Below are 26,173 nucleotides of genomic sequence, written 5' to 3'. Positions count from 1 at the left end.
ATCAGCCTCTATACCGCCTTCTTCAACCAATTCTTTATAGTCGATAAAATGTATCCCTCGATACGCCCATAATTTTGCATGCTTGCGACACATTTTTTAATTGCTCTGCTAAATTAAGCAGTCCTGCTTTATGTTTAATCACATTATTGGTAGTATGTAACATGAGAGTTTCCTTTTGTTTGTTTAAAAGATTCGCACCTCTTATTCAAACGGGAAACTCTCTTTTTTGCAACTCATTTGTCAGATTTGGTCTGAACTTCTACAAATTAAGTGTAAAGCGTATCATTATAGGTCAGTGTCTAATGAGCTTGTTCTGAAAGTGTTATCTTGATAAGAAAAAAGGCTACTTCTCATAAACTCTCCAAGGGTGTGGAGATGATTTAATGAAGTAGCCTGTTCACCCTATAGGTGAATTATTTACGTTGATCTAATGGCACAAAAGGAATATCGTCTGGACCAGTGTAATTGGCAGTAGGACGAATAATTTTGTTATCAGCACGTTGCTCTAGGATATGAGCAGACCAACCTGCTGTACGTGCAATCACGAATAATGGCGTAAACATGGCTGTTGGAACACCCATCATGTGATATGACACAGCAGAGAACCAGTCAAGGTTAGGGAACATTTTTTTGATTTCCCACATGACTGACTCTAGGCGTTCGGCGATATCATACATTTTGGTATTGCCAGCGTCATCTGATAACTGTTTAGCTACTTTTTTGATGACAACGTTACGAGGGTCAGAGATTGTATAAACAGGGTGACCAAAACCAATAATGACTTCCTTGTTTTCTACACGTTTACGAATATCTGCTTCAGCTTCATCAGGTGTTTCGTAGCGTTTTTGTACTTCAAATGCTACTTCATTTGCACCACCATGTTTTGGACCACGTAAAGCACCAATAGCACCAGTAATAGCAGAGTACATATCCGAGCCTGTACCAGAAATGACGCGGCTAGTAAAGGTAGATGCATTAAACTCATGCTCAGCATATAAGATTAATGATGTATGCATTGCACGTACCCAATTTTCTGGAGGTTCTTCACCGTGTAATAGGTGCAAGAAATGACCACCGATACTGTCATCATCTGTTTGTACATCAATGACGCGGCCATTATGGCTAAAGTGATACCAGTAAAGTAGGGCAGAACCTAAGCATGCCATCAAGCGATCGGCAATGTCACGTGCGTCAGCTGCATTGTGGTCGTCTTTTTCTGGCAGCGTGCAACCTAATACGGAAACGGCAGTACGCATCACATCCATTGGGTGGCTAGCAGCAGGTAAAGACTCTAATACTGTTTGTAAGTTCGCAGGTAAACCACGTAGACGGCGTAATTTAGCTTTGTAGGCAGCTAGTTCGGTTTTATTTGGTAATTTTCCGTGAACTAGTAAGTGAGCAATTTCTTCAAATTCGCTAACTTCAGCCAAGTCCAAAATATCATAACCACGATAGCTCAAATCATTACCAGTACGACCAACGGTACAAAGTGCAGTGTTACCAGCAACAACACCGGATAAGGCAACGGATTTTTTGACTTTTGGTTTTACTTCTTCAGTGCTCATTAGGAACTCCTTTCAATGAAAATAGTCTCGGCTTATTTGTTTTTGGCAAATAAAGCATCAAGTTTTTGTTCAAAAGCATGGTAGCCAATGCGATCGTATAATTCTTCACGAGTTTGCATCATGTCGACTACATTGCGTTGGTGACCGTCTTTACGGATTGTTTGATAAACAGTTTCAGCGGCTTTATTCATGGCGCGGAAAGCGGATAGAGGATAAAGAACCATCCCTACGCCTGCACCTTTTAATTCTTCTACGCTAAATAATGGTGTTGCACCAAATTCTGTGATATTTGCTAATAGTGGTACATTGATGGCCTTAGCAAATTTTTCGTATGTTGGTAAGTCGTAAGCTGCTTCAGCGAAAATACCGTCAGCACCAGCTTCTACGCATTTGATAGCACGTTCAATAGCGGCATCAACACCATGGGCTTGAATAGCATCTGTGCGTGCAATAATAAAGAAGTTTTCGTCTGTGCGTGCATCTGCGGCGGCTTTAACACGATCAACCATTTCTTCAGTAGAAACAATCTCTTTGCCTGGACGATGGCCACAACGTTTAGCACCTACTTGATCTTCGATATGACAGGCAGCTGCACCTGCTTTGATTAAGCTTTGGACAGTGCGAGCAATATTAAACGCAGAAGGACCTAAACCTGTATCAATATCAACTAATAGTGGTAGGTCACATACATCCGTAATACGACGAGTATCAATAAGAACATCTTCTAGCGTATTGATACCTAAGTCAGGAAGACCTAGAGAACCAGCAGCAACACCACCGCCAGATAAATAAATTGCTCTGAAACCAGCACGTTTAGCTAATAAAGCATGGTTAGCATTGATAGCACCAATGATTTGTAGTGGATTTTCTTCGGCTAAAGCTTGGCGAAATTTTAATCCTGCAGATTGAATTGCCATAATCGTTAAATCTCCCGTTTATTAGAATATTATCAATATAGTATTAGGTAAAACTAGGGAAATATAAATAAGGGAAAATCGCTAGTTTTAATCTATTGATAAATAAATTGTTAAATCAAAAAAAGATTGCTTAACAAGTCAAATAATAAAAAGCCACGTTATAAAGAACGTGGCTTCGCTAGTTGCAATTCATAACAATAAAGAGAAATAGCAAGATAAGGTGTATAAATGATTTTGGATAAATTTACACACCGGATATCTCATTATTTTAATAAGTCAGCAACGCCATTGCGTTCTTCTTCTAACTCAGCAAGCGTTTTGTTCATGCGCTCACGAGAGAAGTCATTGATATCTAAACCTTGAACGATAGTGTATTCACCGTTTTCAGTTGTTACAGGGAAACCGTAGATAACGCCTTCAGGGATACCATATGAACCGTCAGAAGGAACACCCATTGTTACCCATTTACCGTTAGAGCCTAAAACCCAGTCACGGACATGATCAATAGCGGCGTTAGCAGCAGAAGCAGCAGATGATAAGCCACGTGCTTCAATAATAGCGGCCCCGCGTTTACCTACTGTAGGAATAAAGGTGTCTTTGTTCCATACATCGTCATTGATTTTTTTCTCTAGACTTTCGCCATTTACTGTGGCAAAACGGATATCTGGGTACATGGTAGGAGAGTGGTTACCCCAGACAATTAATTTCTCAATGTCTTTTACAGCAGTACCTGATTTTTGAGCTAATTGAGTCAATGCACGGTTATGGTCTAAACGTAACATAGCAGTGAAGTTTTTAGCTGGTAAATCAGGAGCAGATTTCATCGCGATATAGGCATTAGTATTTGCAGGGTTACCTACAACTAATACTTTAACATTGCGACTAGCAACAGCATTTAATGCTTTACCTTGAACAGTGAAGATTTGAGCGTTGGCTTGTAATAAGTCTTTGCGTTCCATACCAGGACCACGAGGACGAGCACCAACTAAAAGAGCAATATCAACGTCTTTGAATGCTGTCATAGGATCGCTATGGGCAGTTACTTCTTGCAATAATGGGAATGCGCAGTCATCAAGTTCCATCATTACGCCATGTAGTGCTTTTTGAGCTTTTTCGTCTGGGATTTCAAGAAGTTGAAGGATAACAGGTTGGTCTTTACCTAACATTTCACCTGAAGCAATACGAAATAGTAAGGCGTAACCGATTTGACCGGCAGCACCTGTAACGGCAACGCGTACAGCTGGTTTAGACATATTAAATGCTCCAATAAAAATTTTAAAAAATAATACGCTTTCCTAATTTAATGCCTTAGAAAAGTTATAAATGTAATCTTTTAAATCTTAGCCCTAAAATGTCATTTCGTCAATAAGTCTTATATCTTATATATGAGTGGACAAGAAAGGGGTAGTTGTGGAATAATTTGGACGTCATTTAAACTTTTGTAGGATTATGGCTCTGAAACCAAAGTCAAAGACTAATAGTAAGCAGAAAGTATCTGCTTCATTTAGCCCATTGTATAAACAGATTAAAGAATTATTGTTGCAAAGTTTGGAAACTGGAGAGTTCAAACCTGGCACAATGATTCCTAGTGAGCATGACTTGGCAGATAGATTTCAAGTCAGTCAGGGGACGGTACGCAAAGCAATTGATGAATTGGCTGCTGAGAATGTTTTACTTAGACGTCAAGGAAAGGGTACTTTTGTAGCGACGCATCATGAACCGTCAGTTAGATATCGTTTTCTACGTTTATCAGCGGATGGGCAGGTTGAAGTTAAGCGTACGCATAGTACGATTTTATCCTGTGAGCGATTATCTCCTACGGAAGAACAACAAAAAATATTTGAATTGTCGAGTAGTGATGAAGTAGTTTGTATTAAACGAGTAATGAATTTTTCTAATCGTCCAACGGTTTATGAGGAAATTTATCTACCCGCTGTACTTTTTAAGGGATTGACTTTTGATTTATTGACGCATGAAAAGATGCCATTATATGGATTATTTGAGAGTCATTTTGGGGTGCAGTTATTAAGATGTGATGAAAAATTAAGAGCTGTCTCCGCACCAGATAGTATAGCAAAGCTTTTGCACGTAGCTGTAGGGTCGCCATTACTTTCCATTGAAAGGATAGCTTACACGTTTGGAGAAAAAGCCGTAGAAATTCGCACTGGATTTTACGTAACTGAGCATTATTACTACAGAAATAGTTTAAACTAGAAGTTTATGCACATTTAAGGGTTTTCTTTTAGGTATTTTGTAATAAGAGTACTATAATAGAAAAGTTTTTTTAATTATTGTTGTAAATTTTAGAGGGCAATATGTCAGAGTCTACATCAAAACCTCGCCGTGAATTTCGCAACGTCGATTTTCAACTAATCACACAAAAGTACCGTCTGCCGTTTGCGGGCAAGGTATCTATTTTACATCGTGTTAGTGGCGCACTTTTATTCTTAAGTCTTCCATTATTAATTACAGTATTCAAGGAATCTGTAACAAGCCCAGCAAGTTTTGCTGATTTAGGTAGTGGCTTTGGTGGTTTCTTACTTAAGCTTATTTTATTAGTCGGTTTATGGGGTTTTATGCACCATTTATGTGCTGGTATTCGTTATCTAACCTTGGATTTGCATATTGGTATGGATAAGCAAACTGCACAAAAAAGTGCCAAGATTGTCTTGTGTGTAAGCTTAGCGTTAACCTTTATTTTTGCGATTAAACTATTCGGAGCACTATAATGTCTACAGAACAATATGGAAGAACGCGCCGTGTAGTAGGTGCACACTACGGTACTAAAGATTTTATCGTTCAACGCGTAACAGCGGTCATTCTAGCTGTTTACTCAGTACTATTTTTGATTTCAGCTCTTTTTACCTCTATTGACTACCATAGCTGGATTGGTTTCTTTACCTTTACCTGTTTTGGCTTACCTTTGGGTAAAATCGCTGCAACATTAGCTTTTTTATCATTAGCATGGCACGCTTGGATTGGAGTACGTGATATTTGGATGGACTATGTTAAATCAGCAGGTCTTCGCTTAGCTCTATTCGTACTAACAGTTCTTTGGTTGGTAGGCAGTGTTGCTTACTTTGCTTCAATCATTTGGAGTCTATAATAATGACAGCAATTCTTTCTTCTTTACCTCGCCGTAAATTTGACGTGGTAGTTATAGGTGCGGGTGGTGCTGGTATGCGCTGTTCATTACAGCTAGCTCAAGCTGGTCTATCTGTTGCCGTTTTATCAAAAGTTTTCCCAACTCGTTCACATACTGTTGCCGCACAAGGTGGTATTAGTGCTTCTTTGGGGAATATGTCTGAAGACCATTGGCAATGGCATATGTACGATACAGTCAAAGGGTCTGACTGGTTAGGTGACCAAGATGCGATTGAATTCTTGTGTCGCGAAGCACCAAATGCTGTGTACGAATTAGAGCATTTTGGTATGCCTTTTGACCGTAACCCTGACGGTACTATTTACCAACGTCCTTTTGGTGGTCATACGTCTCATTTCGGTGAAAAACCTGTTCAACGTGCCTGTGCAGCAGCTGACCGTACTGGTCATGCGTTATTGCATACTTTATATCAACGAAATGTTGCTTCTCGTACGCATTTCTTCGTTGAGTGGATGGCACTTGATTTAATCCGTAACGATGACGGTGATGTTTTAGGTGTGACTGCACTTGAAATGGAAACGGGTGATATCTATATTTTAGAAGCAAAAACAACGGTATTAGCGACTGGTGGTGCTGGTCGTATTTGGGCTGCCTCGACCAACGCATTCATCAATACGGGTGACGGTTTGGGTATGGTTGCTCGCGCAGGTATCCCATTACAAGATATGGAATTCTGGCAATTCCACCCAACTGGTGTAGCTGGTGCGGGTGTATTGATTACAGAAGGGGTACGCGGTGAAGGTGGTATTCTTTTAAATAAAGATGGCGAACGTTTCATGGAACGTTATGCACCAAACCTAAAAGACTTAGCGCCTCGTGATTTCGTCTCTCGTTCTATGGACCAAGAAATTAAAGAAGGTCGTGGTTGTGGTCCTGACGGTAATTATGTGGTTCTAAAACTAGACCATCTAGGTGCTGATGTAATCAACAAACGCTTACCATCTATCCGTGAAATTGCGATTCGTTTCGGTAATGTGGATCCAATCAAAGAGCCTATTCCAGTGGTACCAACTATTCACTATCAAATGGGTGGTATTCCTGCTAACTATCATGGTCAAGTATTGCAATGGGATGCTGCGTCACAATCAAATAAAGTTGTTAATGGCTTATATGCTATTGGTGAATGTGCGGCGGTATCTGTTCACGGTGCTAACCGTTTAGGTACAAACTCATTACTAGATTTAGTCGTATTTGGTCGTGCAACTGGTAACCATATCGTTGATACTCACTTAGAGCGTCAAAGAGAGCATAAAGATTTAGCGGTTGAATCAGTAACTAAATCGCTTGATCGTGTTAATGCACTAGAAACTCGTGCTTCTGGTGAAAAAGTTCAAGATGTTGGTAATGCTATGCGTATTGCAATGCAACAACATTGCGGTGTATTCCGTACACTAGATTTATTGAACAAAGGTGTTGCAAAAATCGACGAAGTGGCAGAGCAAGCTAAAAATATTTACTTCAAAGATAAATCTAAAGTGTTCAATATGGCTCGCCAAGAAGCACTTGAGATTGAAAACATGATTGAGGTTGCGCGTGCAACAATTAAATCAGCATCACTACGTACAGAAAGCCGTGGTGCACATGCATTAAATGATCACCCAGAACGTGATGATGTGAATTGGCTAAAACATACGCTATGGTATTCAAATGATGGTCGTGTTGAATATAAGCCAGTACAAATGAAACCATTAACTGTTGAAACAATTCCACCAAAAGCACGCACATTCTAGGCAGGATATTATGACTAAACGTATCGTAAAATTTGAAATTTATCGCTATGATCCAGATAAGGACGAGCGTCCATACATGCAAAAACTTGACGTAGAGTTAGGACCTAATGACAAAATGTTGTTAGATGCTATTGTTCGCATTAAAAATGATGTTGATGATAGTCTTTCTATTCGTCGTTCTTGCCGTGAAGGTGTTTGTGGTTCAGATGCCATGAATATTAATGGTAAAAATGGTTTGGCTTGTATCACTAACTTACGTGATTTACAAGAGCCTATCGTGTTACGTCCATTACCAGGTTTACCAGTCATTCGTGACTTAATTGTTGATATGACTCATTTCTTTAATCAATATCACTCAGTTAAGCCATACTTGATTAATAATACACCAGCACCAGAAAAAGAGCGTTTACAAAGTCCTGAAGCTCGTGAAGAGTTAGATGGTCTTTATGAATGTATCTTATGTGCGTGCTGTTCTACTTCTTGTCCATCATTCTGGTGGAACCCAGATAAATTCGTGGGTCCTGCTGGTCTGTTGCAAGCTTATCGTTTCTTAGCGGATAGCCGTGATGAAGCGACAGCAGAACGTTTAGATAACTTAGAAGATCCGTATCGATTATTCCGTTGTCATACCATTATGAATTGCGTGGATGTATGTCCAAAAGGTTTAAATCCAAGTAAAGCAATTGGTAAGATTAAAGAAATGTTGGTACGTCGTACTATTTAATCTATGACAAGTTTGACAGAACTACAACGTGCGCGTCTAAGATGGCGTGCACGTCGCGGTTTACTAGAAAATGATTTAATGATTACGCAATTTCTAGACCGCTATGAAACAGAGTTAAATGATGATGATGTGCAGAGTTTGACTCTTCTTTTTGAAATGGATGATAATTCTTTGCTTGATGTCTTACTAGGAAGAGCAGAACCTACGGGTGACTATAATACGCCTAATATTAACCGTATCGTTAAGCTTATTCGTGAGTTAAAGCATTGACACTGAGTTGTCTGGTATTGTGTTGAAAGGAAAATCCACATGAATTTATCTGATAAAAAAGCGACCTTAAATATCGATGGTAAAGCGCCAATCGAACTACCTGTATATACAGGCTCGATTGGTCCGGAAGTATTAGATATTCGTAAACTTTATGGTCAAAGTGATATGTTCACTTTTGACCCCGGTTTTATGTCGACAGCGGCTTGCGAATCTGCCATTACATACATTGATGGCGATAAAGGCGAGCTTTTATACCGTGGTTACCCAATTGAGCAACTTGCTGTAAATTGTGATTATTTAGAAGTTTGTTATTTATTGCTAAATGGCGAATTACCAAATGCGCAACAAAAAGCAGAGTTTGAATACTCTATTAACCACCATAATTTAGTGCATGAACAAATGCATTTCTTCTTACGTGGTTTCCGTCGCGATGCACACCCAATGGCTATCTTAACTGGTTTAGTGGGTGCTATGTCGGCTTTTTATCACGATTCAACGGATATTTCAAACCCACATCACCGTGAAATTTCTGCGATTCGTTTAATTGCTAAAATGCCAACATTAGTTGCAATGGCATATAAATACTCTTGCGGTGAACCTTATGTTTACCCACGTAATGGTTTATCTTATTCAGGCAACTTCTTACGCCAAATGTTTGCTACTCCATGTGAAGATTATCAAGTAAATGAAGTAGTAGAACGTGCTTTTGACCGTATCTTAACGTTACACGCTGACCATGAACAAAATGCGTCTACATCAACTGTACGTTTATGTGGTTCATCAGGTACTAACCCATTTGCCGCTATTGCAGCGGGTGTTGCTTGCTTGTGGGGTCCTGCTCACGGTGGTGCTAACGAAGCTTGCTTAAATATGCTTGAAAATATCCAAGCAAATGGTGGTATTGCTAAAGTTGGCGAGTTCATGGAAAAAGTGAAAGACAAAAACTCTGGCGTACGTCTAATGGGCTTTGGTCACCGCGTGTACAAAAACTATGACCCACGTGCTAAATTAATGCAAGAAACATGTAAAGAAGTATTGACTGCTTTAGGTTTAGAAAACGATCCATTGTTCAAACTAGCGATGGAATTAGAGCGCATTGCATTAGAAGACCAATATTTTGTTGATCGTAAACTTTATCCTAACGTTGACTTCTACTCAGGTATTGTTCAACGTGCTATCGGTATCCCAACACAGCTATTCACAGCAATTTTTGCATTAGCTCGTACAGTGGGTTGGATTGCTCAATGGAACGAAATGTTATCTGATGCTAACTACAAAATTGGTCGCCCACGTCAACTGTATGTGGGTAGTGCTCGTCGTGATGTACCGTCATTAGATAAACGTTAATCTACGTCGTTAGATAGTCTTGTTGCTTGGCTGAGAATTTACGCACTTGTTTGATATCAAGTAAGGCAACAAGACCTTAAGGCTAGATTCGCTGAAAAGCTTATAAACCGTCCTATGATGAATAGGGCGGTTTTTTTATTAACTAAAATCTGTCCAAAAAATTCATACCAGTCCAAATTTTTGTATATAGACTTATTATGCGGAGTAGGGGTAGGGGTAATATTTGATGAGAAAATAGTTAGTAAAATCACTCTTCATCAAGAGTTTTGTCATATCCTTCGTAATAGTATGATTGTTCAATCCCCTTGAAAATGATTTCTCGATTATCAATATCATCACTCAAATGTTGCGCTAGTAATGTTCTTAATTCAAGATCGTTAATAGGACTTCTTTCCATTGCCTGCAAGTAAAGTGTTTTATCCACGAATTGCCAATTGACTACCTTTTTTAGGTTTTTTTTCAAAATAAGGTCTAGCCAAATTCTCATGCTTCTCCCATTACCTTCCATAAAAGGATGGGCAATGTTCATTTCTACATATTTAGCAATGATTGCCTCAAAAGAGTCTTCAGACATTTGTTCTATTTTAGGCAGAATATCATTTAGATAAAGAGCTGTAGCAAATCTAAAACTACCTTTTGAAATATTCAGTGACCTGATTTCTCCTGCAAAGTCATACAAACCGTTGAATAAGTAATGATGAATATGTTGAAGACCTTTGCTTGTTCCTATTTCTATTTGATTAATATCACCACTTTCGAATAAGCGATAAGCATTTTCTAGGCTTTTTTTATCAATATTCTTCATCATCGTTATTTATATATTAGTAAGAGATAATAGTCATTTTATCATAATGCAAAAGGGGCTAAAGAGCCCCTTTCTGTACTATTCTAAGAGATGAATCTAACTACGTTGTTGAGCATCAATAACAGCTAATGCTGTCATATTGACGATACGACGAGTAGTTGAACTTGTAGTTAGAATGTGCACTGGTTTTGCTGCACCTAAAAGAATAGGTCCTAACGTAATGCCATTACCGCTAGTCATTTTGAGTAAATTATAAGAAATATTACCTGACTCTAGGCTTGGCATCACCAATAGGTTTGCAGAGCCGCGTAAAGTGCTTTCAGGGCATGCTTCTAAACGAATACGTTCGCTAAGTGCGGCATCTGCCTGCATTTCACCGTCAATCTCAAGATTTGGTGCACGTTCCACAATAATTTTGCGAGCTTCAGCCATTTTGTTTGAACTCTTATTTGGACGACTGCCAAAATTAGAGTTAGAGAGTAGGGCAACTTTAGGAACAACACCAAAACGTTGCATCTCTTCAGCGGCTAATAAGGTAATCTCTGCAATGGTTTCTGCATCAGGATTTTCATTAACATGTGTATCCGCGATAAATAGCGTATCTTCAGGCATGATAATAACGTTCATTGATGCAAATGTTTTCACACCAGGTTTTAAACCAATAACCTGTGAAACGTATTCTAATTGGTTTTCCCAGCGAGTACTTGTTCCGCAAATCATTGCATCTACATCACCACGCTCTAATAGGATGGCACCAATTAGCGTATTGTGTTTGCGTACCATGGTTTTTGCAATCTCTGGTGTTACACCTTTACGGCAACGCAATTTATAATAATGTTGCCATGCTTCTGTGAAACGAGCATCGTCCTCAGGATTGACGACAGTGATATTTTTACCTGCCTCTAGACGCAAACCAAGTTTTTTAACGCGCATTTCAATAACTGCAGGGCGACCGATTAGAACAGGTAAAGCAATACCCTCGTCAACGATTGTTTGAACAGCACGTAATACACGTTCATCTTCACCGTCAGCATAGACAACACGCTTAACGTCAGATTTCGCTTGTAAGAATAATGGACGCATCAAGTGACCAGAGTGATACACAAAATTCATTAATTGCGTACGGTACGCTGACATATCCGTAATAGGTTTAGTGGCTACGCCAGTATCCATAGCTGCTTGTGCAATAGCAGGAGCAATTTTGGCAATTAATCGTGGGTCAAATGGCTTAGGAATAATGTATTCTGGCCCAAACTCTAATGTTTGGCCCGCATAAGCTTTAGCTACTTCATCATTTTGTTCAGCTTGAGCAAGTTCAGCAATAGCATGAACGCAAGCCATTTTCATTTCTTCATTAATGGTTGTAGCGCCAACGTCAAGTGCACCACGGAAGATAAATGGGAAGCATAATACGTTATTAACTTGGTTAGGGTAGTCCGAGCGACCTGTCGCAATAATAACATCAGGACGAGCAGCTTTAGCCTCTTCAGGAAGAATTTCAGGGTCAGGATTAGCTAAGGCAAGGATTAATGGATTAGCAGCCATTGTTTTAACCATATCACCTGTTAAAACACCTTTTGTAGAGCAACCCAAGAAAACGTCAGCATCTTTGACAATATCGGCTAATGTGCGCGCATTTGTTACTTGTGCATAACGTGCCTTATTAGCTTCCATATTAGCATCACGATCTTTATAAATCACGCCACGAGAATCTGATACGTAGATATTTTCATGGCTAATACCACAGCGAACTAATAGATCCAAACAAGCAATCGCTGCTGCACCAGCACCTGAACATACTAATTTCACTTTTGCTGGATCTTTATTGACTAATTTAAGGCCATTTAAAATAGCGGCTGAAGAAATAATTGCTGTTCCATGTTGGTCATCATGGAAAACAGGAATTTTCATGCGTTCGCGTAATTTTTTCTCAATATAAAAACATTCTGGTGCTTTAATATCTTCTAAGTTCACACCACCTAATGTAGGCTCTAGCGCGCAAACGATATCGACAATTTTATCGGGATCATTTTCGGCTAATTCAATATCAAAAACATCAACACCAGCGAATTTCTTAAATAGGCAGCCTTTACCTTCCATCACAGGCTTAGCGGCTAAAGGACCGATATTGCCTAATCCTAGTACAGCAGTACCATTGGTAATCACACCGACTAAATTACCACGTGAGGTGAAGCGAGCGGCAGCTGATTGCCCCTCGTCATAAATAGCCATACATGCATGAGCAACACCGGGTGAATAGGCAAGAGATAAGTCATCTTGGTTTGCCATAGATTTTGTGGGGACCACTGAGATTTTCCCTGGGCGAGGATATTCATGGTAGTCCAGTGCGAGTTTTTTGGAATCAACAGATCATAATTTTTCCTAAATTAGTATTATTGTTGGTATGTTATATGAAATTAATTATAGGTAAAATATTACCTACTTTTTATACAAAAAACAGCTATAAGAGTAAATCTGGTAGAGATTGTTAATCATTGAAACTAATTTTAGGGTTTACCTATATTTATCTTTAATTCAGGTTATACTATGCTTTAACGAATTAATTTTATAAAATATAAAGGTTAGTTCGCCTTCTTTTTCGCTGTCCGTAAGTCGGTTAAGCCGTGAATCGGAAGGTTATCCTGCATCCATTATGGTGAAACACTCATAGAAAGGTGAAGCGTCTATTATGACTACAGCTATTGAAAAGAGTAATAACTCATACTTATTTGGTAGTAATGTTTCGTATGTTGAAGAGCAATACGAGGCTTACTTAGAAAATCCCGAATCAGTCACGCCAGAGTGGCGAGATTATTTCGATAAACTTAGCCATTTACCTGCGGTTGATGGTAGCGAAACAACACGTGATCAAAATCACTCCTCAATTATCGCTTCTTTCGCTCAACGTGCCAAGGCTAATACTTTATTAGTGCAAGCGGCACCTGCTAGTTTGGAAGTAGCTGGTAAGCAACTAAAAGTTCAGTCGTTGATTGCAGCGTATCGTAGCTTAGGTGTGCGTCACGCTATTCTTGACCCCCTAAAACGTTCTGAACGCCCAGAAATTCCTGAGTTAGATCCTGCATTTTATGGTCTAACAGATGCTGATTTAGATGAGGTCTACTCAGCAACAAATACTTATTTCACCACAAATTCAACAATGACTTTGCGTGAAATTCTTAATTCTTTACGTGATACTTACTGCCGTTCAGTGGGTAGTGAGTTTATGCATATCTCTGATCCAAAAGCAAAACGTTGGATTCAAGAACGCTTAGAATCAACATTGTCTACTGCTGCGCTTACAGTTGCTGAGAAGAAAAATCTTTTAAAACAAGTGACAGAAGCTGAAGGTCTAGAGCGTTTCTTGCATACTAAATATGTAGGTCAAAAACGTTTCTCACTTGAAGGTGGTGAGAGCTTTATCGCATGTATGGACGAAGTAGTCAATCATGGCGGTAAAATTGGTGTTCAAGAAATGGTGGTGGGTATGGCTCACCGTGGTCGTTTGAATATGCTTATTAATATTATGGGTAAACGTCCTGGCGATTTGTTTGCAGAGTTCGAGGGCAAACACGCAGAAGGTCTTACTGACGGTGACGTTAAATACCATAACGGTTTCTCTAGCGATATTTCCACAGCAGGTGGTCCTGTACATCTATCATTGGCGTTTAACCCTTCTCACTTAGAGATTGTGAATCCAGTGGTAGAAGGAAGTGCCCGTGCACGCCAAGATCGTCGTCAAAATAAAAAACAAGTATTACCAGTACTTGTTCATGGTGACGCAGCATTTGCCGGTCAAGGGGTAGTGATGGAAACGCTTAACCTTGCCCAAACACGTGGTTATGGTACAGGTGGTACTTTACACGTAGTGATTAATAACCAAATTGGTTTCACTACATCAGATCCGCGAGATGCACGCTCTACGCTCTATTGTACTGATGTGGTTAAAATGATTGAAGCACCAGTATTCCATGTGAATGGTGATGATCCAGAGGCGGTTGCTTTTGTGACTCGTTTAGCAATGGATTATCGTGCAGAATTCGCTCATGATGTCGTGATTGATATTGTTTGCTATCGTAAGCTAGGTCACAATGAACAAGATACACCAGCATTAACTCAACCGTTAATGTACAAATCTATTAGTAAGCACCCAGGTACACGTCAGCTTTATGCAGACAAATTAGTTGCTCAAGGTGTATTACAAGCAAATGAGCCAGATGATTTAGTTAAAGAGTATCGTGCTGTTATGGATGCAGGTGGTGAGACAGCAGAGCCAGTATTAACAGATGTTAAAAATCAATTTGCGATTGATTGGAAACCATTTATCGGTGCAAAATGGACGGATAAAGCAGATACGGCTGTGCCTACTGCTGAGTTAAAACGTTTAGGTGAACGTATCACTACTATCCCTGAAACATTTACACCGCATAAATTGGTTGAAAAATTACTAGCCGATCGTCGTGCGATGGCAAATGGTGAAATGAATTTAGACTGGGGTATGGGTGAGCACTTAGCTTTTGCATCATTAGTAAATGCTGGCTTTAATATCCGTATTACTGGTCAAGACGCAGGTCGCGGTACATTTACACACCGTCATGCTGTATTGCATGACCAAAAACGTGAACGTTGGGATGACGGTACTTATATTCCTTTACAAAGCATCTCTGAAAACCAAGCCAAATTTTTAGTGATTGACTCAGTGTTATCTGAAGAAGCTGTACTAGGGTTTGAATATGGTTTTGCTTGCTCTGAACCTAATACATTAACGATTTGGGAAGCACAGTTTGGTGACTTTGCCAATGGTGCTCAAGTAGTGATCGACCAATTTATTGCATCTGGTGAAGCTAAATGGGGACGTCAATGTGGTCTAGCGCTAATGTTGCCACATGGTTATGAAGGTCAAGGTCCAGAACACTCATCAGCACGTATCGAACGTTTCTTACAATTATGTGCGGACAATAATATGCAAGTGGTTCAACCAACAAATGGTGCACAGATTTTCCACTTGTTACGTCGCCAAATGATTCGTAACTTCCGTAAACCACTCGTCATCTTTACACCAAAATCACTTCTACGTAATAAAGATGCTAGCGTGCCATTAACTGAGCTTTCTGAAGGCTCATTTAAAACAGTTATTGGGGAAGTAGATACCGCAATTAATGCAGACAAAGTAACTCGTTTATTAGTGTGTTCAGGTAAAGTTTATTACGATTTAGTTAATGCACGTAAAGAGCGTGAAGCGAGTGATGTGGCGATTATCCGTATCGAACAACTTTATCCATTTGCGCACAAAGATTTTGAAGCTGAGTTTGAAAAATATCCTCATGTAAAAGAAGTGGTATGGGTACAAGATGAACCACAAAACCAAGGTCCTTGGTTCTACGTTCAACACCATATTTATGAGAACATGAAAAAAGGTCAAAAACTTGCTTATGCAGGTCGTGCTGCCTCATCTTCTCCAGCAGTGGGCTATTTAGCAAAACACATAGAGCAGCAAAAAGCATTAATTGAACAAGCTTTTGCTGCACGTATCAAACCAGTTTTATCAAAATAAGATTTTTAATAGATTAAAGGATTTAACAATGGCAATTATTGACGTAGTTGTACCTCAATTATCAGAGTCAATTTCTGAAGCGACACTTTTAGAGTGGAAATTCAAAGTAGGGGAAGCTGTTTCTCAAGATGCTACATTAATTGAAGTAGAGACAGACAAAGTCGTATTAGAAGTACCATCTCCAGCAAGTGGTGTGTTAGTGGAAATTGTTGAAGGAGACGGTAGTACTGTTACTTCAGGTCAATTATTAGCAAAAATTGATACAGCTGCTCAAGCATCAGCAACAGCTGGTACAGAATCACCAAAAGAAGCGACAGCTGAGGCTGCTGTCGCTGCACCAGCACCACAACAAGTGATTGCTAAAGATACAGCAGCAACTAAAGGTGATGTAGCTTCACCAGCTGCTAGTGTTATTCTTGCTGAAAAAGGTTTATCAGCAAGTGACGTACAAGGTTCAGGTCGTGATGGTCGTGTGACTAAAGCTGATGCTCAAGCTGCTTCAGCGAAACCAGCAAAAGCTGCAGCTCCAGTAGCAGTACCATTAAACTTAGATGGTCGTCCAGAGCAACGTGTACCAATGACTCGTCTACGTGCACGTGTGGCTGAGCGTTTATTACAATCTCAACAAGAGAATGCTATCTTAACGACGTTCAACGAAGTTAATATGAAAGCTGTTATTGATTTACGTAATCAATACAAAGAAAAATTTGAGAAAGAGCATGGTGTTAAATTAGGCTTCATGTCTTTCTTTGTGAAAGCGGCAGTTGCAGCATTAAAACGCTATCCAATTTTAAATGCATCAGTTGATGGTACAGATATTATTTACCATGGTTACTTCGATATTGGTATCGCTGTAAGTAGTCCACGTGGTTTAGTCGTACCTATTTTACGCAATGCAGATCAATTAAGTTTAGCTGACATTGAAAAAGCTATTGCTGATTTCGGTGCTCGTGCTCGTGATGGTAAATTAGGCTTAGATGATTTAACTGGTGGTACTTTCTCTATTTCTAATGGCGGTGTATTTGGTTCAATGATGTCAACACCGATTATTAATCCTCCACAATCAGCAATTTTAGGCGTTCATGCTACTAAAGATCGCCCAGTAGTTGAAAATGGTCAAATCGTTATTCGTCCAATTAACTACTTAGCGATGTCTTATGACCACCGCATCATTGACGGTCGTGAGGCAGTATTAGGATTAGTAGCGATGAAAGAAGCACTAGAAGATCCACAACGTTTATTATTAGATATCTAATTTAAGCGCATAACAACGGTGCCCCTAATCCTTAGTGATTAAATGGGGCACTTGTCATTGAGTATTTTAAATATAAACGAAGAGATTTTTATTATGGCAACACAGTTTGATGTAGTAGTGATCGGTGCAGGACCTGGTGGTTATATTGCTGCTATCCGTGCCGCACAATTAGGTAAAAAAGTCGCATGTATTGATGCTTGGGTGGATGAAAAAGGTAATGCCAAACCTGGTGGTACATGTACGAATGTTGGATGTATTCCTTCAAAAGCATTATTGCAATCTTCTGAGCACTATGAGCAAGCTCAGCATCACTTCGCTGATCATGGTATCGAAGTAGGCAAAATCGGTTTGAAATTAGATAAGTTAATTGGTCGTAAAGATGATGTTGTGAAACAAAACAATGACGGTATCCAATACTTATTTAAGAAAAACAAAGTGACTTTCTATGTAGGTAAAGGTTCTTTTGTTGGCAAAGAAGCTGATGGTAGCTACAAAATTGCTGTTAAAGGCAAAAAAGATGAAGAATTGACCGCAGCTCACGTTATTATTGCCACTGGCTCTGCTCCACGTGCCTTACCAGGTTTAGACTTTGATGAAGAGCAGGTATTATCAAATGACGGCGCATTGCGTATTCCATCAGTACCTAAAAAATTAGGGGTGATTGGTGCAGGTGTGATTGGTTTAGAAATGGGTAGCGTATGGCGCCGTTTAGGTGCTGAAGTGACTATTTTAGAGGCAGCACCAAGCTTTTTAGCTGTAGCGGATGAGCAAGTAGCCAAAGAAGCTAAAAAAGCGTTTGATAAACAAGGCTTAAAAATTGAAGTTGGCGTAAAAATTGGTGAAATCAAAAAAACAGCCAAAGCTATCAAAATTCCTTACACTACCGCAAAAGGTGAAGAACAAACACTAGAAAGTTGAAAAATTAATCGTTTCAATTGGTCGTGTACCTTATACAGATGGCTTAAATACTGAAGCGATTGGTTTAAAATTAAACGAACGTGGCTTTATTGAAGTTGATGGTGATTGCAAAACCAATGTGGCTAACGTATGGGCTGTTGGTGACGTAGTTCGTGGTCCTATGCTTGCGCATAAAGCGGAAGAAGAGGGCGTGGCTGTTGCAGAACGTATTGCTGGTAAACATGGTCATGTAAACTTTGATACAATTCCGTCTGTTATTTATACTTCGCCAGAAATCGCTTGGGTAGGTAAAACAGAGCAACAGCTTAAACAAGAAGGTCGTGATATCAAAGTCGGTTCATTCCCATTCTTGGCTAACGGTCGTGCACGTGCTTTAGGTGATACCACAGGTTTTGTGAAAATTATCGCTGATGACAAAAACAGATGAAGTACTAGGTGCTCATATCATTGGCCCTATGGCATCAGAATTAATTTCTGAACTTGTGACAATTATGGAGTTTAAAGGTGCAGCGGAAGATATCGCTCGTATTTGTCATGCTCACCCAACATTATCTGAAGCAGTGAAAGAAGCTGCACTAGGTGTAGACAAACGTACGTTAAATTTCTAATGAGATTTAATACGCAAGAGCAATAGCTTATCTGTTGCTCCTGGATGCTTTAATAGCCTCCCATGAAGGAATTCGTGTATACACGGCTAATCAAGGTGCATGCAAAGGCTTGCCGTATTAGTATTAGTGAGTGACGAAATTTGAATTGGGGGCTTTTTTTATTGTTTTTTTATATTGTGACGGACTTATACTAGTCCCATTTTGTTATTAAGGCTCTTTAGTTCATGAATGTTATCCAGTATTATCAAAAGACGTTAGCGGATAAAGGATATAAAGCAGATAAAGCCCAGCAAGCAGCTATTGAACGTTTGCAGAAATTTTATGATGATTGGGTAAATCTTCCGACACCATCAGAGCCTTCTTTCTTTAAAAAAATTTTTTCTAAACCAGAGCCAATAGTCGCTCCTCGGGGCGTGTATATGTGGGGAGGAGTTGGTCGAGGAAAAAGTTTTTTAATGGATTCGTTTTACGAAACTGTGCCGATTAAATGTAAAACCAGAATTCATTTTCATGAGTTTATGCGCAGTGTCCATGCTCATTTACAGGCAATTAGTAAAGAAAGTGATCCACTAGATATTGTGGCTAAGCAGATCTCTGAAAAATATCAATTAATTTGTTTTGATGAGTTTCATGTCTCCGATATTGCTGATGCGATGATTTTATATCGCTTATTGCAAAAGCTATTTGATAATGGCACCAGTTTTGTGATGACCTCAAATTATGAGCCATCTACTTTGTATCCAGATGGTTTGCATCGTGATCGTATATTACCCGCGATTGCTTTAATTAAAGAAAAAATGGATATTATCAACGTAGATACGGGAGTGGATTACCGTCGTCGCACCTTAGAACAGTTAAAACTATATTTCACCCCGATTACGCCAGAAACTAATCAAGAGTTACAAGAAGAATTTGATTGTTTAACAAGTCATCGGCATGAGACTAAAAGTATTATCGTTGAACATCGTGAAATTCCTGTTATCGCAGAAGGGAATGGTGTAGTATGGTTTAGTTTTGAAATACTTTGTGGAACAGCACGTTCGCAAAATGATTATTTAGAAATTGCGAACCGTTATCACACATTAATTTTATCTGATGTGCCAAAATTAGAAGCTAAAGATGCTTCTGAAGCACGTCGATTTACGTGGTTAATTGATGTGTTGTATGACCATAAAGTGAAATTGATTATGTCGGCACAAACGTCTCCAGAGCAAATTTATGTTCAAGGTGTACAAGCAAGCGAATTTCATCGAACAGTCTCCAGAATGGTAGAAATGCAATCGAAAGAATATATGGAAGCGGAAACTCGTCATTCCGTTAAGTTATAAGAGAGTAATTATGCAAAGAACACGTGTATTGACAGGGATTACAACAACAGGAACCCCCCATTTAGGTAATTATGCCGGTGCTTTACGTCCTGCTATTGAAGCGAGTCAGCGCGAAGATGTGGATGCTTTTTTCTTTTTGGCTGATTATCATGCTTTGATTAAATGTGATGATCCTACTAGAGTTGCTAGATCACGTTTAGAAATTGCGGCGACTTGGTTAGCAGCAGGCTTAGATTATGACAGAGTGACTTTTTACCGCCAATCTGATATTCCTGAAATCCCTGAGCTATCATGGATTTTGACGTGTATGACACCCAAAGGTTTGATGAATCGTGCACATGCTTATAAAGCTTCAGTCGATCAGAATGTTGCCAAAAATACGGAGCCTGATGACGGTATTACCATGGGGCTTTATTCGTATCCCATTTTGATGGCAGCGGATATTTTGATGTTCAATGCGAATATTGTTCCTGTAGGAAAAGATCAAGTACAACATTTAGAAATGGCACGTGATATTGCACAGCGCTTTAACCATCATTATGGGCATGGTAGAGAGTATTTTGTTTTACCAGATGTTCAAGTTGATGAAGATGTGGCGACATTACCGGGCTTAGATGGTCGTAAAATGTCTAAGAGTTATGGTAATACAATCCCTTTATTTGAAGGTGGTCGTAAAGAATTAAAAGCTGCGATTGCCCGTATTCAGACAGATTCAAAATTGCCAGGTGAGCCTAAAGAAACAGAAGGTTCACATCTCTTTTCCTTATATAAAGCCTTTGCGACAACTGAACAAACGCAAGCGTTTAAACAAGCATTAGAAGAGGGTCTCGCTTGGGGTCAAGCAAAAGAAGAGTTATTTACCTTATTAGATGGCTTACTTAGTCCTATGCGTGAACGCTATGAGTCATTAATGGCTAAACCGCAAGAAATTGAGGATATCTTACAAGTGGGCGCTAGCAAAGCACGTCAATATGCAGCCCCATTTATCAAGGAAATTCGTGAGGCAGTTGGTTTACGTAATACAGCTATCACTGTTAGCGCCAATAAAGAAACTAGCAAAAAAGCGAAATCAGCACGATTTGTCAGCTTTAGAGATTCAGATGGCAAATTTATGTTTAGATTGTTGGCAGCTAATGGTCAGGAAATTTTATTATCTAAAGCATTTGCCAATCCAAAAGAAGCAGGTATTAGTAGTAAGGCCATTGTGAATATTGATATGACTCATGATATTCAGGTTCGTGCGGATGAAGGATTTGATGTATTACTGAATGGTGAAGTGATCGCTTCTAGTGTCAATGCGACAAACCCAGAAAGTAGAATACATGTTCTTGCTCTTTTAGAAGAAAGTCTTAACCAATTAAAAGCAGAGTAGTTTATGAGTAGTCCCTTAGTTGTTATTACTGAACAAACTCATGGTGTAAAAATTGAGTTAGCTTATGCTACTGAGAATAATTTTACGGGAAAGTTAATCTATAAACATGCTACCTGCGTATTACATCAAGATGCGGAAGTTTGTTTAAAAAAAGCTGTTGAGCATGCCAAAAGAGCAGGCTTAACTATCGTTATTTATGATGCCTATCGTCCAGGTAAGGCACAACAGAAGCTGTGGGACTTTTTGCCGGATGATCACTATGTTACTCCTCCAGAAAAAGGGTCTGCTCATACACGTGGTGTCGCTATTGATTTAGGTCTGATAGATCAACACGGTAATGTGCTAGATATGGGCACTGGATTTGATGATATGACCAATTTATCACATACAGATAATGCAGATTTACCTCCTCATATCGTTCAGAATAGAGCTATTTTATTAGGTATTATGCTACATGCTGGGTTTAAAGAAATTAAATATGAATGGTGGCATTATCAATTACCCAATGCGTTTGATTATCCGTTATTAGATAGTGATTTGGTGGAAGTGGTATAGGATTAATTGCTTTACTCTAGTTGGTTAATATGATGGTATTTGTGCGCTATTCACAAAATCTTCATAATCTCGTCATGTAATTGCCACCTTTTCTTCTTAAGATAGCATAAAAGAATTCATAAATTTTTGTGCTTTCAGAGAGGATAGGCAAATGAAAACTCGCTTAATGGCATTAGGTGCGCAAGAAGTTAGATTTTTCTTTTGGTTAGTAGCGCATAATGAGAAAAGAACGATTGCTTTTTTAAGTCGTCAAATTTCTCGCATGGGTGATGGCCCTTTATATGCATTGATTGGTCTTGGTTTATGGTTGTTTGAGCCAGTTTCTGGACAACTATTTTTTTATACAGGCTTAGTGGCATATGCTTTAGAGTTGCCACTGTATTGGGTACTCAAAAATAGTATTAAAAGAGATCGTCCTTGCCATAAAATGACGGGATTTGAAGCGTTGATTGAACCGTCTGATAAATTTAGTTTTCCATCGGGTCATACAGCAGCAGCCTTTGTTTTTGCAACAGTCTTAACTAGTTTTTATCCTGTGTTACTAATACCTGCTTATTTATTGGCAAGTTTAGTTGGTTTATCTAGAGTATTACTAGGCGTGCATTATCCTACTGATATTTTAGCGGGTATGGTAGTTGGTCTGACATGTGCCTTGACTGCCTTGGCTATTGTATAAGCTTAAGGATACTATGCGTATATTATATGGTGTACAAGCAACGGGGAATGGTCATATTACTAGAGCAAGGGTAATGTTACCCGCCTTAAAAGCGCAAGGCTTTGAGGTAGATTTTTTATTTAGTGGTCGTTCTTTGGATGCTTATTTTGATATGGACATTTTTGGTCACTATCAAACTAGGAAAGGTTTTACCTTTGCAGGTAGTCATTGTTCTATTAATTGGTTAAAAACGATTCAACAAGCCGAAATTCTTAATTTCTATCATGATGTTCAATCACTAGCATTAACGAAATACGATTTGGTGATAACTGACTTTGAGCCTGTCAGTGCATGGGCGGCTAAAATCAAAAAAATCCCCTCTGTTGGTTTAGCTCATCAATATGCTTTGGCGTTTGGTTTGCCGGGATTAAAATTCACCCCGGGTATTGGTCATATTTTACGTACCTTTGCTCCAGCCAAATATCCTATAGGTGTCCATTGGGATCATTTTGGTCAAACGATTATCCCACCACTGATACATTTAAATCATGAAACGCCGACCAGAGAGGATGATGTTATTTTAGTGTACTTGCCATTTGAAGCAGAGAAAGGCTTATTTCAATGGTTGGGGCAAGTGCCTAATCAGCGGTTTGTGGTTTATAGTAAATCAATAGTCACGGAACAAATATCGCCTAATATTGTGGTAAAGCCATTAAGTAGAGAGACTTTTCCTGTAGATTTTGCGGATTGCCAAGGAGTCATTTCCAATACGGGCTTTGGTCTTTGTAGCGAAGCGATGGTATTGGGTAAAAAAATCCTGACATTTCCTATTAAAGGGCAGATAGAGCAACGTTCAAATGCAGAGGTGCTTAAACAGCTTAATCGTGCAATGGTAATTGATGACTATGATGTTAATATATTACAGCAATGGCTTAAACAACCCTCAGTTCCTAAGGCACAACTTCCAGATGTGGCAACAGAAGTCGCAAAATGGTTAGCAAAAGGGGAGCTTGATCAAAGAAAAAATCTGGTTGATTCTCTATGGGAACAAACTAAAGATATTCAGCTAAGTCGCTAAACTGACTATCTGATACATAGTTTGTATCAGATATATCAGCCACGCCATCTAAACGCTTAACTATGAAAACTACGCTTAATTTACTTTTAATAGTTTAAGTAAAAAGTCTTCACATGCCTGTAATTGGTCTTTTTCAATAAACTCATTTGCCTTATGAGCTTGTTCAATATGACCCGGGCCACAAACAATGGTGGGAATACCGGCTTTTTGGAATAGTCCAGCTTCTGTTCCATAGGCTACTTTAGTGGTATCACTATCACGTAATAGTTCTCTCGCTAGGGTGGTAATTGCGGCTTCCTCAGACGCTTCTAAACCAGGTGAACTAGAAACCTCTGAAATTTCAATATTAGCATCTGGGAATTCTTTTTTCATGCGAGGAATTAATTCATCTTTGACATAGGCATCAATCTTGGCTTGAATTTCTTCTTTGGGGATACCGGGTAGATTACGGAATTCATAATTAAATTGGCATAATTCAGGGATAGTATTAACAGCAATACCACCTTGAATCATATTACTTGTCATCGTGGTGTACGGTACATCATAATCATTATCAAAAGGACCTTGCTGACGGTAAATATCGGCTAAATCACGGATATGACAAATAAGGCGAGCCGCATGCTCAATAGCATTGCAACCTCTTGGTGTTAAGGAAGAATGTGCCGCTTTACCATGGACGATACAAGAGAAAACATTAATGCCTTTATGAGCAACGACAACACGCATATTAGTAGGCTCCCCCACCACACAACCATCAATTTGTTGTCCTTTTTTCTTAAGTGCTTCAAGCATGACGGGAGCACCTAGACAGCCAATCTCTTCATCATAAGAAAACGCAAAATGAATTGGTTTACGACGCTCTAGTTCAACTAGTTTTGGCACAATAGCTAAACAACAAGCAATAAAGCCTTTCATATCGCAAGTACCTCGACCATAGAGGCGAGAGCCTTTTTCTGTTAATTCAAACGGAGAGGTCTCCCAAATTTGTTTATCCACTGGTACTACATCGGTATGTCCAGATAAGGCAATCCCTCCTTGAGTTTCACCAGTAGAGGATGGAAGTGTTGCAAATAAATTAGCCTTAGTATTATCAGCATTGTGTGAAAGAGAGCATTGGTAACCAAAGCTAGTCAAAAACTGCTGAACTTCTTGGATAAGGGCTAAATTGGAGTAACGACTGGTCGTATCAAAAGAGACAAGCTTTTCTAACCATTGTTGAGCATTCATAAAAACAACCTAAATAGTTAATCATAAAACAGTACTAAGTAGAGAGAATAGACAGGTACAAACAATTCTCTATATGGCTATTAGCTAATGCATATTGCCATAGGTTCTTCTATTATGAACTGATTTAAAAAAAGAAATGGCAAGATGATTAAATTGATAAAAATTAATTTTAGAGTGCTAACTTATCCTCAACGTTACAATAAAGAGAAGAGATTGATAGTATTTTCAATGGAGAGTGAGAATGTGGGAAGCCTATATTGAGGGATGGCGAAAGTACTTTAATATCTCAGGAAGAACGAGTCGAAGAGACTATTGGTTTTTTACCGTGATGGCTGTTCTTGTTTTTATACTGACGTATTACGCAGATTTTTTCCTTGGTACATTGATTCCATCGCCCACTACAGTAACAGGGCAAGTAGAAGAGCCGTTTGGGATTATTAATTCAATTTATCTTATCGCTATTCTTATTCCAAACCTGACCATTACTATTCGACGCTTGCATGATATTGGTAAAAGTGCCGTGTGGCTTGTGCTACTGTTGATACCATTTTTTGGATTGCTATTATTTATTTACTATATGTGTAAGGGCAGTGATAAGAATAATCGTTATGGACCTAATCCAAACAATGAGGAAGTTGTTTTTGAGCATTGTCAGTAATGTTTTAAGATAGAAATCTCATTTATTATGGTGCAATATAGGGTGTAATGTAGAGTGCAATTGAACCTACCCCATTCTTAACACAGCTTTAAAGTAGAATATGCTCTCTGCCTGTACTCGACAGGACTTAAACGATCTAATGACTCATGAGGTCTTTCAGTATTGTAAATGTTTATCCACGCCTCTGTATGCCAACGCACCTGATCGAGCGTCGTGAATAAATGCATATCCAACACTTCCTCACGGTAGGTTCGATTGAACCGCTCAATATAGGCGTTCTGATAAGGGCATCCCGGCTCAATAAAGTCAATCAGAATGCCTCGCTGCTGCGCCCACTGCGTGAACTCTGTGGAAGTAAACTCAGGCCCGTTGTCCGTACGAATACACTGCGGATATCCATGGGCTTCCCCAAGCTGATCTAAAAAGCGAGTCACCCGAATAGCCTGA

At 39.2% G+C, this 26,173-nt stretch carries 22 protein-coding genes and 2 pseudogenes; 16 read left to right on the top strand and 8 right to left on the bottom strand.

The window, feature by feature from the left end; translation table 11 throughout:
- The 4 genes and pseudogenes from V757_RS27955 to V757_RS20370 form a co-directional block, all read right to left on the bottom strand.
- Positions 1–163 (bottom strand): annotated as a pseudogene (locus V757_RS27955) (helix-turn-helix domain-containing protein); the annotation flags it as partial.
- Between the two features lie 250 nt (positions 164–413).
- On the bottom strand, positions 414–1,565 hold the full coding sequence (prpC, locus tag V757_RS20380; RefSeq protein WP_023950550.1) for a bifunctional 2-methylcitrate synthase/citrate synthase: 1,152 nt from the start codon (positions 1,563–1,565) through the stop codon (positions 414–416).
- 32 nt (positions 1,566–1,597) lie between these two features.
- On the bottom strand, positions 1,598–2,482 hold the full coding sequence (gene prpB / locus V757_RS20375) for a methylisocitrate lyase (protein ID WP_023950548.1): 885 nt from the start codon (positions 2,480–2,482) through the stop codon (positions 1,598–1,600).
- A 263-nt stretch (positions 2,483–2,745) separates the two neighbouring features.
- Complete coding sequence (locus V757_RS20370) at positions 2,746–3,735, bottom strand: malate dehydrogenase (protein ID WP_023950546.1); 990 nt, start codon at positions 3,733–3,735, stop codon at positions 2,746–2,748.
- A 196-nt stretch (positions 3,736–3,931) separates the two neighbouring features.
- Here V757_RS20370 and V757_RS20365 point away from each other — a divergent pair, with 196 nt between their 5' ends.
- The 7 genes from V757_RS20365 (at position 3,932) to V757_RS20335 (ending at position 9,716) form a co-directional block, all read left to right on the top strand.
- Positions 3,932–4,696 carry a GntR family transcriptional regulator gene (locus V757_RS20365; protein ID WP_023950544.1) on the top strand — a complete coding sequence of 255 codons (765 nt, stop codon included), beginning with the start codon at positions 3,932–3,934 and terminating at the stop codon, positions 4,694–4,696.
- A gap of 101 nt (positions 4,697–4,797) precedes the next feature.
- Positions 4,798–5,211 carry a succinate dehydrogenase, cytochrome b556 subunit gene (gene sdhC / locus V757_RS20360; protein WP_023950542.1) on the top strand — a complete coding sequence of 138 codons (414 nt, stop codon included), beginning with the start codon at positions 4,798–4,800 and terminating at the stop codon, positions 5,209–5,211.
- Positions 5,208–5,588 (top strand): succinate dehydrogenase, hydrophobic membrane anchor protein, encoded by a 381-nt coding sequence (gene sdhD, locus V757_RS20355; protein WP_162146567.1) that lies wholly within the window; start codon positions 5,208–5,210, stop codon positions 5,586–5,588. Before sdhC ends, sdhD begins: the two co-directional genes overlap by 4 nt.
- Positions 5,589–5,590: 2 nt before the next feature.
- On the top strand, positions 5,591–7,375 hold the full coding sequence (gene sdhA / locus V757_RS20350; protein WP_023950538.1) for a succinate dehydrogenase flavoprotein subunit: 1,785 nt from the start codon (positions 5,591–5,593) through the stop codon (positions 7,373–7,375).
- 7 nt (positions 7,376–7,382) lie between these two features.
- Positions 7,383–8,099, top strand: a complete 717-nt coding sequence (locus tag V757_RS20345; RefSeq protein WP_031274432.1) for a succinate dehydrogenase iron-sulfur subunit — start codon at positions 7,383–7,385, stop codon at positions 8,097–8,099.
- A 3-nt stretch (positions 8,100–8,102) separates the two neighbouring features.
- On the top strand, positions 8,103–8,369 hold the full coding sequence (locus V757_RS20340; RefSeq protein WP_023950535.1) for an FAD assembly factor SdhE: 267 nt from the start codon (positions 8,103–8,105) through the stop codon (positions 8,367–8,369).
- Positions 8,370–8,408: 39 nt separating this feature from the next.
- Positions 8,409–9,716, top strand: a complete 1,308-nt coding sequence (locus tag V757_RS20335; RefSeq protein WP_023950533.1) for a citrate synthase — start codon at positions 8,409–8,411, stop codon at positions 9,714–9,716.
- Positions 9,717–9,963: 247 nt separating this feature from the next.
- On the opposite strand, the gene fic is transcribed toward V757_RS20335, so the two are convergent.
- Complete coding sequence (fic, locus tag V757_RS20330; RefSeq protein ID WP_023950531.1) at positions 9,964–10,524, bottom strand: protein adenylyltransferase Fic; 561 nt, start codon at positions 10,522–10,524, stop codon at positions 9,964–9,966.
- Positions 10,525–10,617: 93 nt separating this feature from the next.
- Entirely contained in the window at positions 10,618–12,834 is a 2,217-nt protein-coding gene (locus tag V757_RS20325) for an NADP-dependent malic enzyme (RefSeq protein WP_281170646.1), read from the bottom strand.
- A 376-nt stretch (positions 12,835–13,210) separates the two neighbouring features.
- Between V757_RS20325 and V757_RS20320 the strand changes: the two genes are divergently transcribed.
- From V757_RS20320 to V757_RS20285, 8 genes and pseudogenes are all read left to right on the top strand, one after another.
- Entirely contained in the window at positions 13,211–16,072 is a 2,862-nt protein-coding gene (locus V757_RS20320; protein WP_023950527.1) for a 2-oxoglutarate dehydrogenase E1 component, read from the top strand.
- A 28-nt stretch (positions 16,073–16,100) separates the two neighbouring features.
- Positions 16,101–17,327: a 2-oxoglutarate dehydrogenase complex dihydrolipoyllysine-residue succinyltransferase gene (odhB, locus tag V757_RS20315; protein WP_023950525.1), complete on the top strand. Its 1,227-nt coding sequence runs from the start codon at positions 16,101–16,103 to the stop codon at positions 17,325–17,327.
- Between the two features lie 93 nt (positions 17,328–17,420).
- A pseudogene (gene lpdA / locus V757_RS20310) lies at positions 17,421–18,853 on the top strand (dihydrolipoyl dehydrogenase).
- 224 nt (positions 18,854–19,077) lie between these two features.
- Positions 19,078–20,181 (top strand): cell division protein ZapE, encoded by a 1,104-nt coding sequence (gene zapE / locus V757_RS20305; RefSeq protein ID WP_023950523.1) that lies wholly within the window; start codon positions 19,078–19,080, stop codon positions 20,179–20,181.
- A gap of 10 nt (positions 20,182–20,191) precedes the next feature.
- Positions 20,192–21,553, top strand: coding sequence for a tryptophan--tRNA ligase (locus V757_RS20300; RefSeq protein ID WP_023950521.1), 1,362 nt, complete (start codon positions 20,192–20,194; stop codon positions 21,551–21,553).
- A gap of 3 nt (positions 21,554–21,556) precedes the next feature.
- Positions 21,557–22,108 carry a D-alanyl-D-alanine dipeptidase gene (gene ddpX, locus V757_RS20295; RefSeq protein WP_023950519.1) on the top strand — a complete coding sequence of 184 codons (552 nt, stop codon included), beginning with the start codon at positions 21,557–21,559 and terminating at the stop codon, positions 22,106–22,108.
- A gap of 151 nt (positions 22,109–22,259) precedes the next feature.
- The gene (locus V757_RS20290) at positions 22,260–22,784 is read left to right on the top strand and encodes a phosphatase PAP2 family protein (RefSeq protein ID WP_023950517.1); all 525 of its coding nucleotides are present in this window, start codon (positions 22,260–22,262) and stop codon (positions 22,782–22,784) included.
- A 13-nt stretch (positions 22,785–22,797) separates the two neighbouring features.
- Complete coding sequence (locus V757_RS20285) at positions 22,798–23,841, top strand: MJ1255/VC2487 family glycosyltransferase (RefSeq protein ID WP_023950515.1); 1,044 nt, start codon at positions 22,798–22,800, stop codon at positions 23,839–23,841.
- A gap of 75 nt (positions 23,842–23,916) precedes the next feature.
- Here V757_RS20285 and argE read toward each other — a convergent pair whose 3' ends face one another.
- Complete coding sequence (argE, locus tag V757_RS20280) at positions 23,917–25,068, bottom strand: acetylornithine deacetylase (RefSeq protein ID WP_023950513.1); 1,152 nt, start codon at positions 25,066–25,068, stop codon at positions 23,917–23,919.
- Between the two features lie 241 nt (positions 25,069–25,309).
- On the opposite strand from argE, the gene V757_RS20275 reads away from it, so the two are divergent.
- Entirely contained in the window at positions 25,310–25,726 is a 417-nt protein-coding gene (locus V757_RS20275; RefSeq protein WP_023950511.1) for a DUF805 domain-containing protein, read from the top strand.
- Positions 25,727–25,803: 77 nt separating this feature from the next.
- Here the strand turns inward: V757_RS20275 and V757_RS20270 are convergent.
- On the bottom strand, positions 25,804–26,173 hold a 370-nt coding region (locus tag V757_RS20270), incomplete at its 5' end, for an IS3 family transposase (RefSeq protein ID WP_023950509.1).

The sequence above is a fragment of the Pelistega indica genome (assembly GCF_000506865.1).
Classification (GTDB): domain Bacteria; phylum Pseudomonadota; class Gammaproteobacteria; order Burkholderiales; family Burkholderiaceae_B; genus Taylorella; species Taylorella indica.
This window is presented reverse-complemented; position numbering and strand designations above follow the sequence as displayed.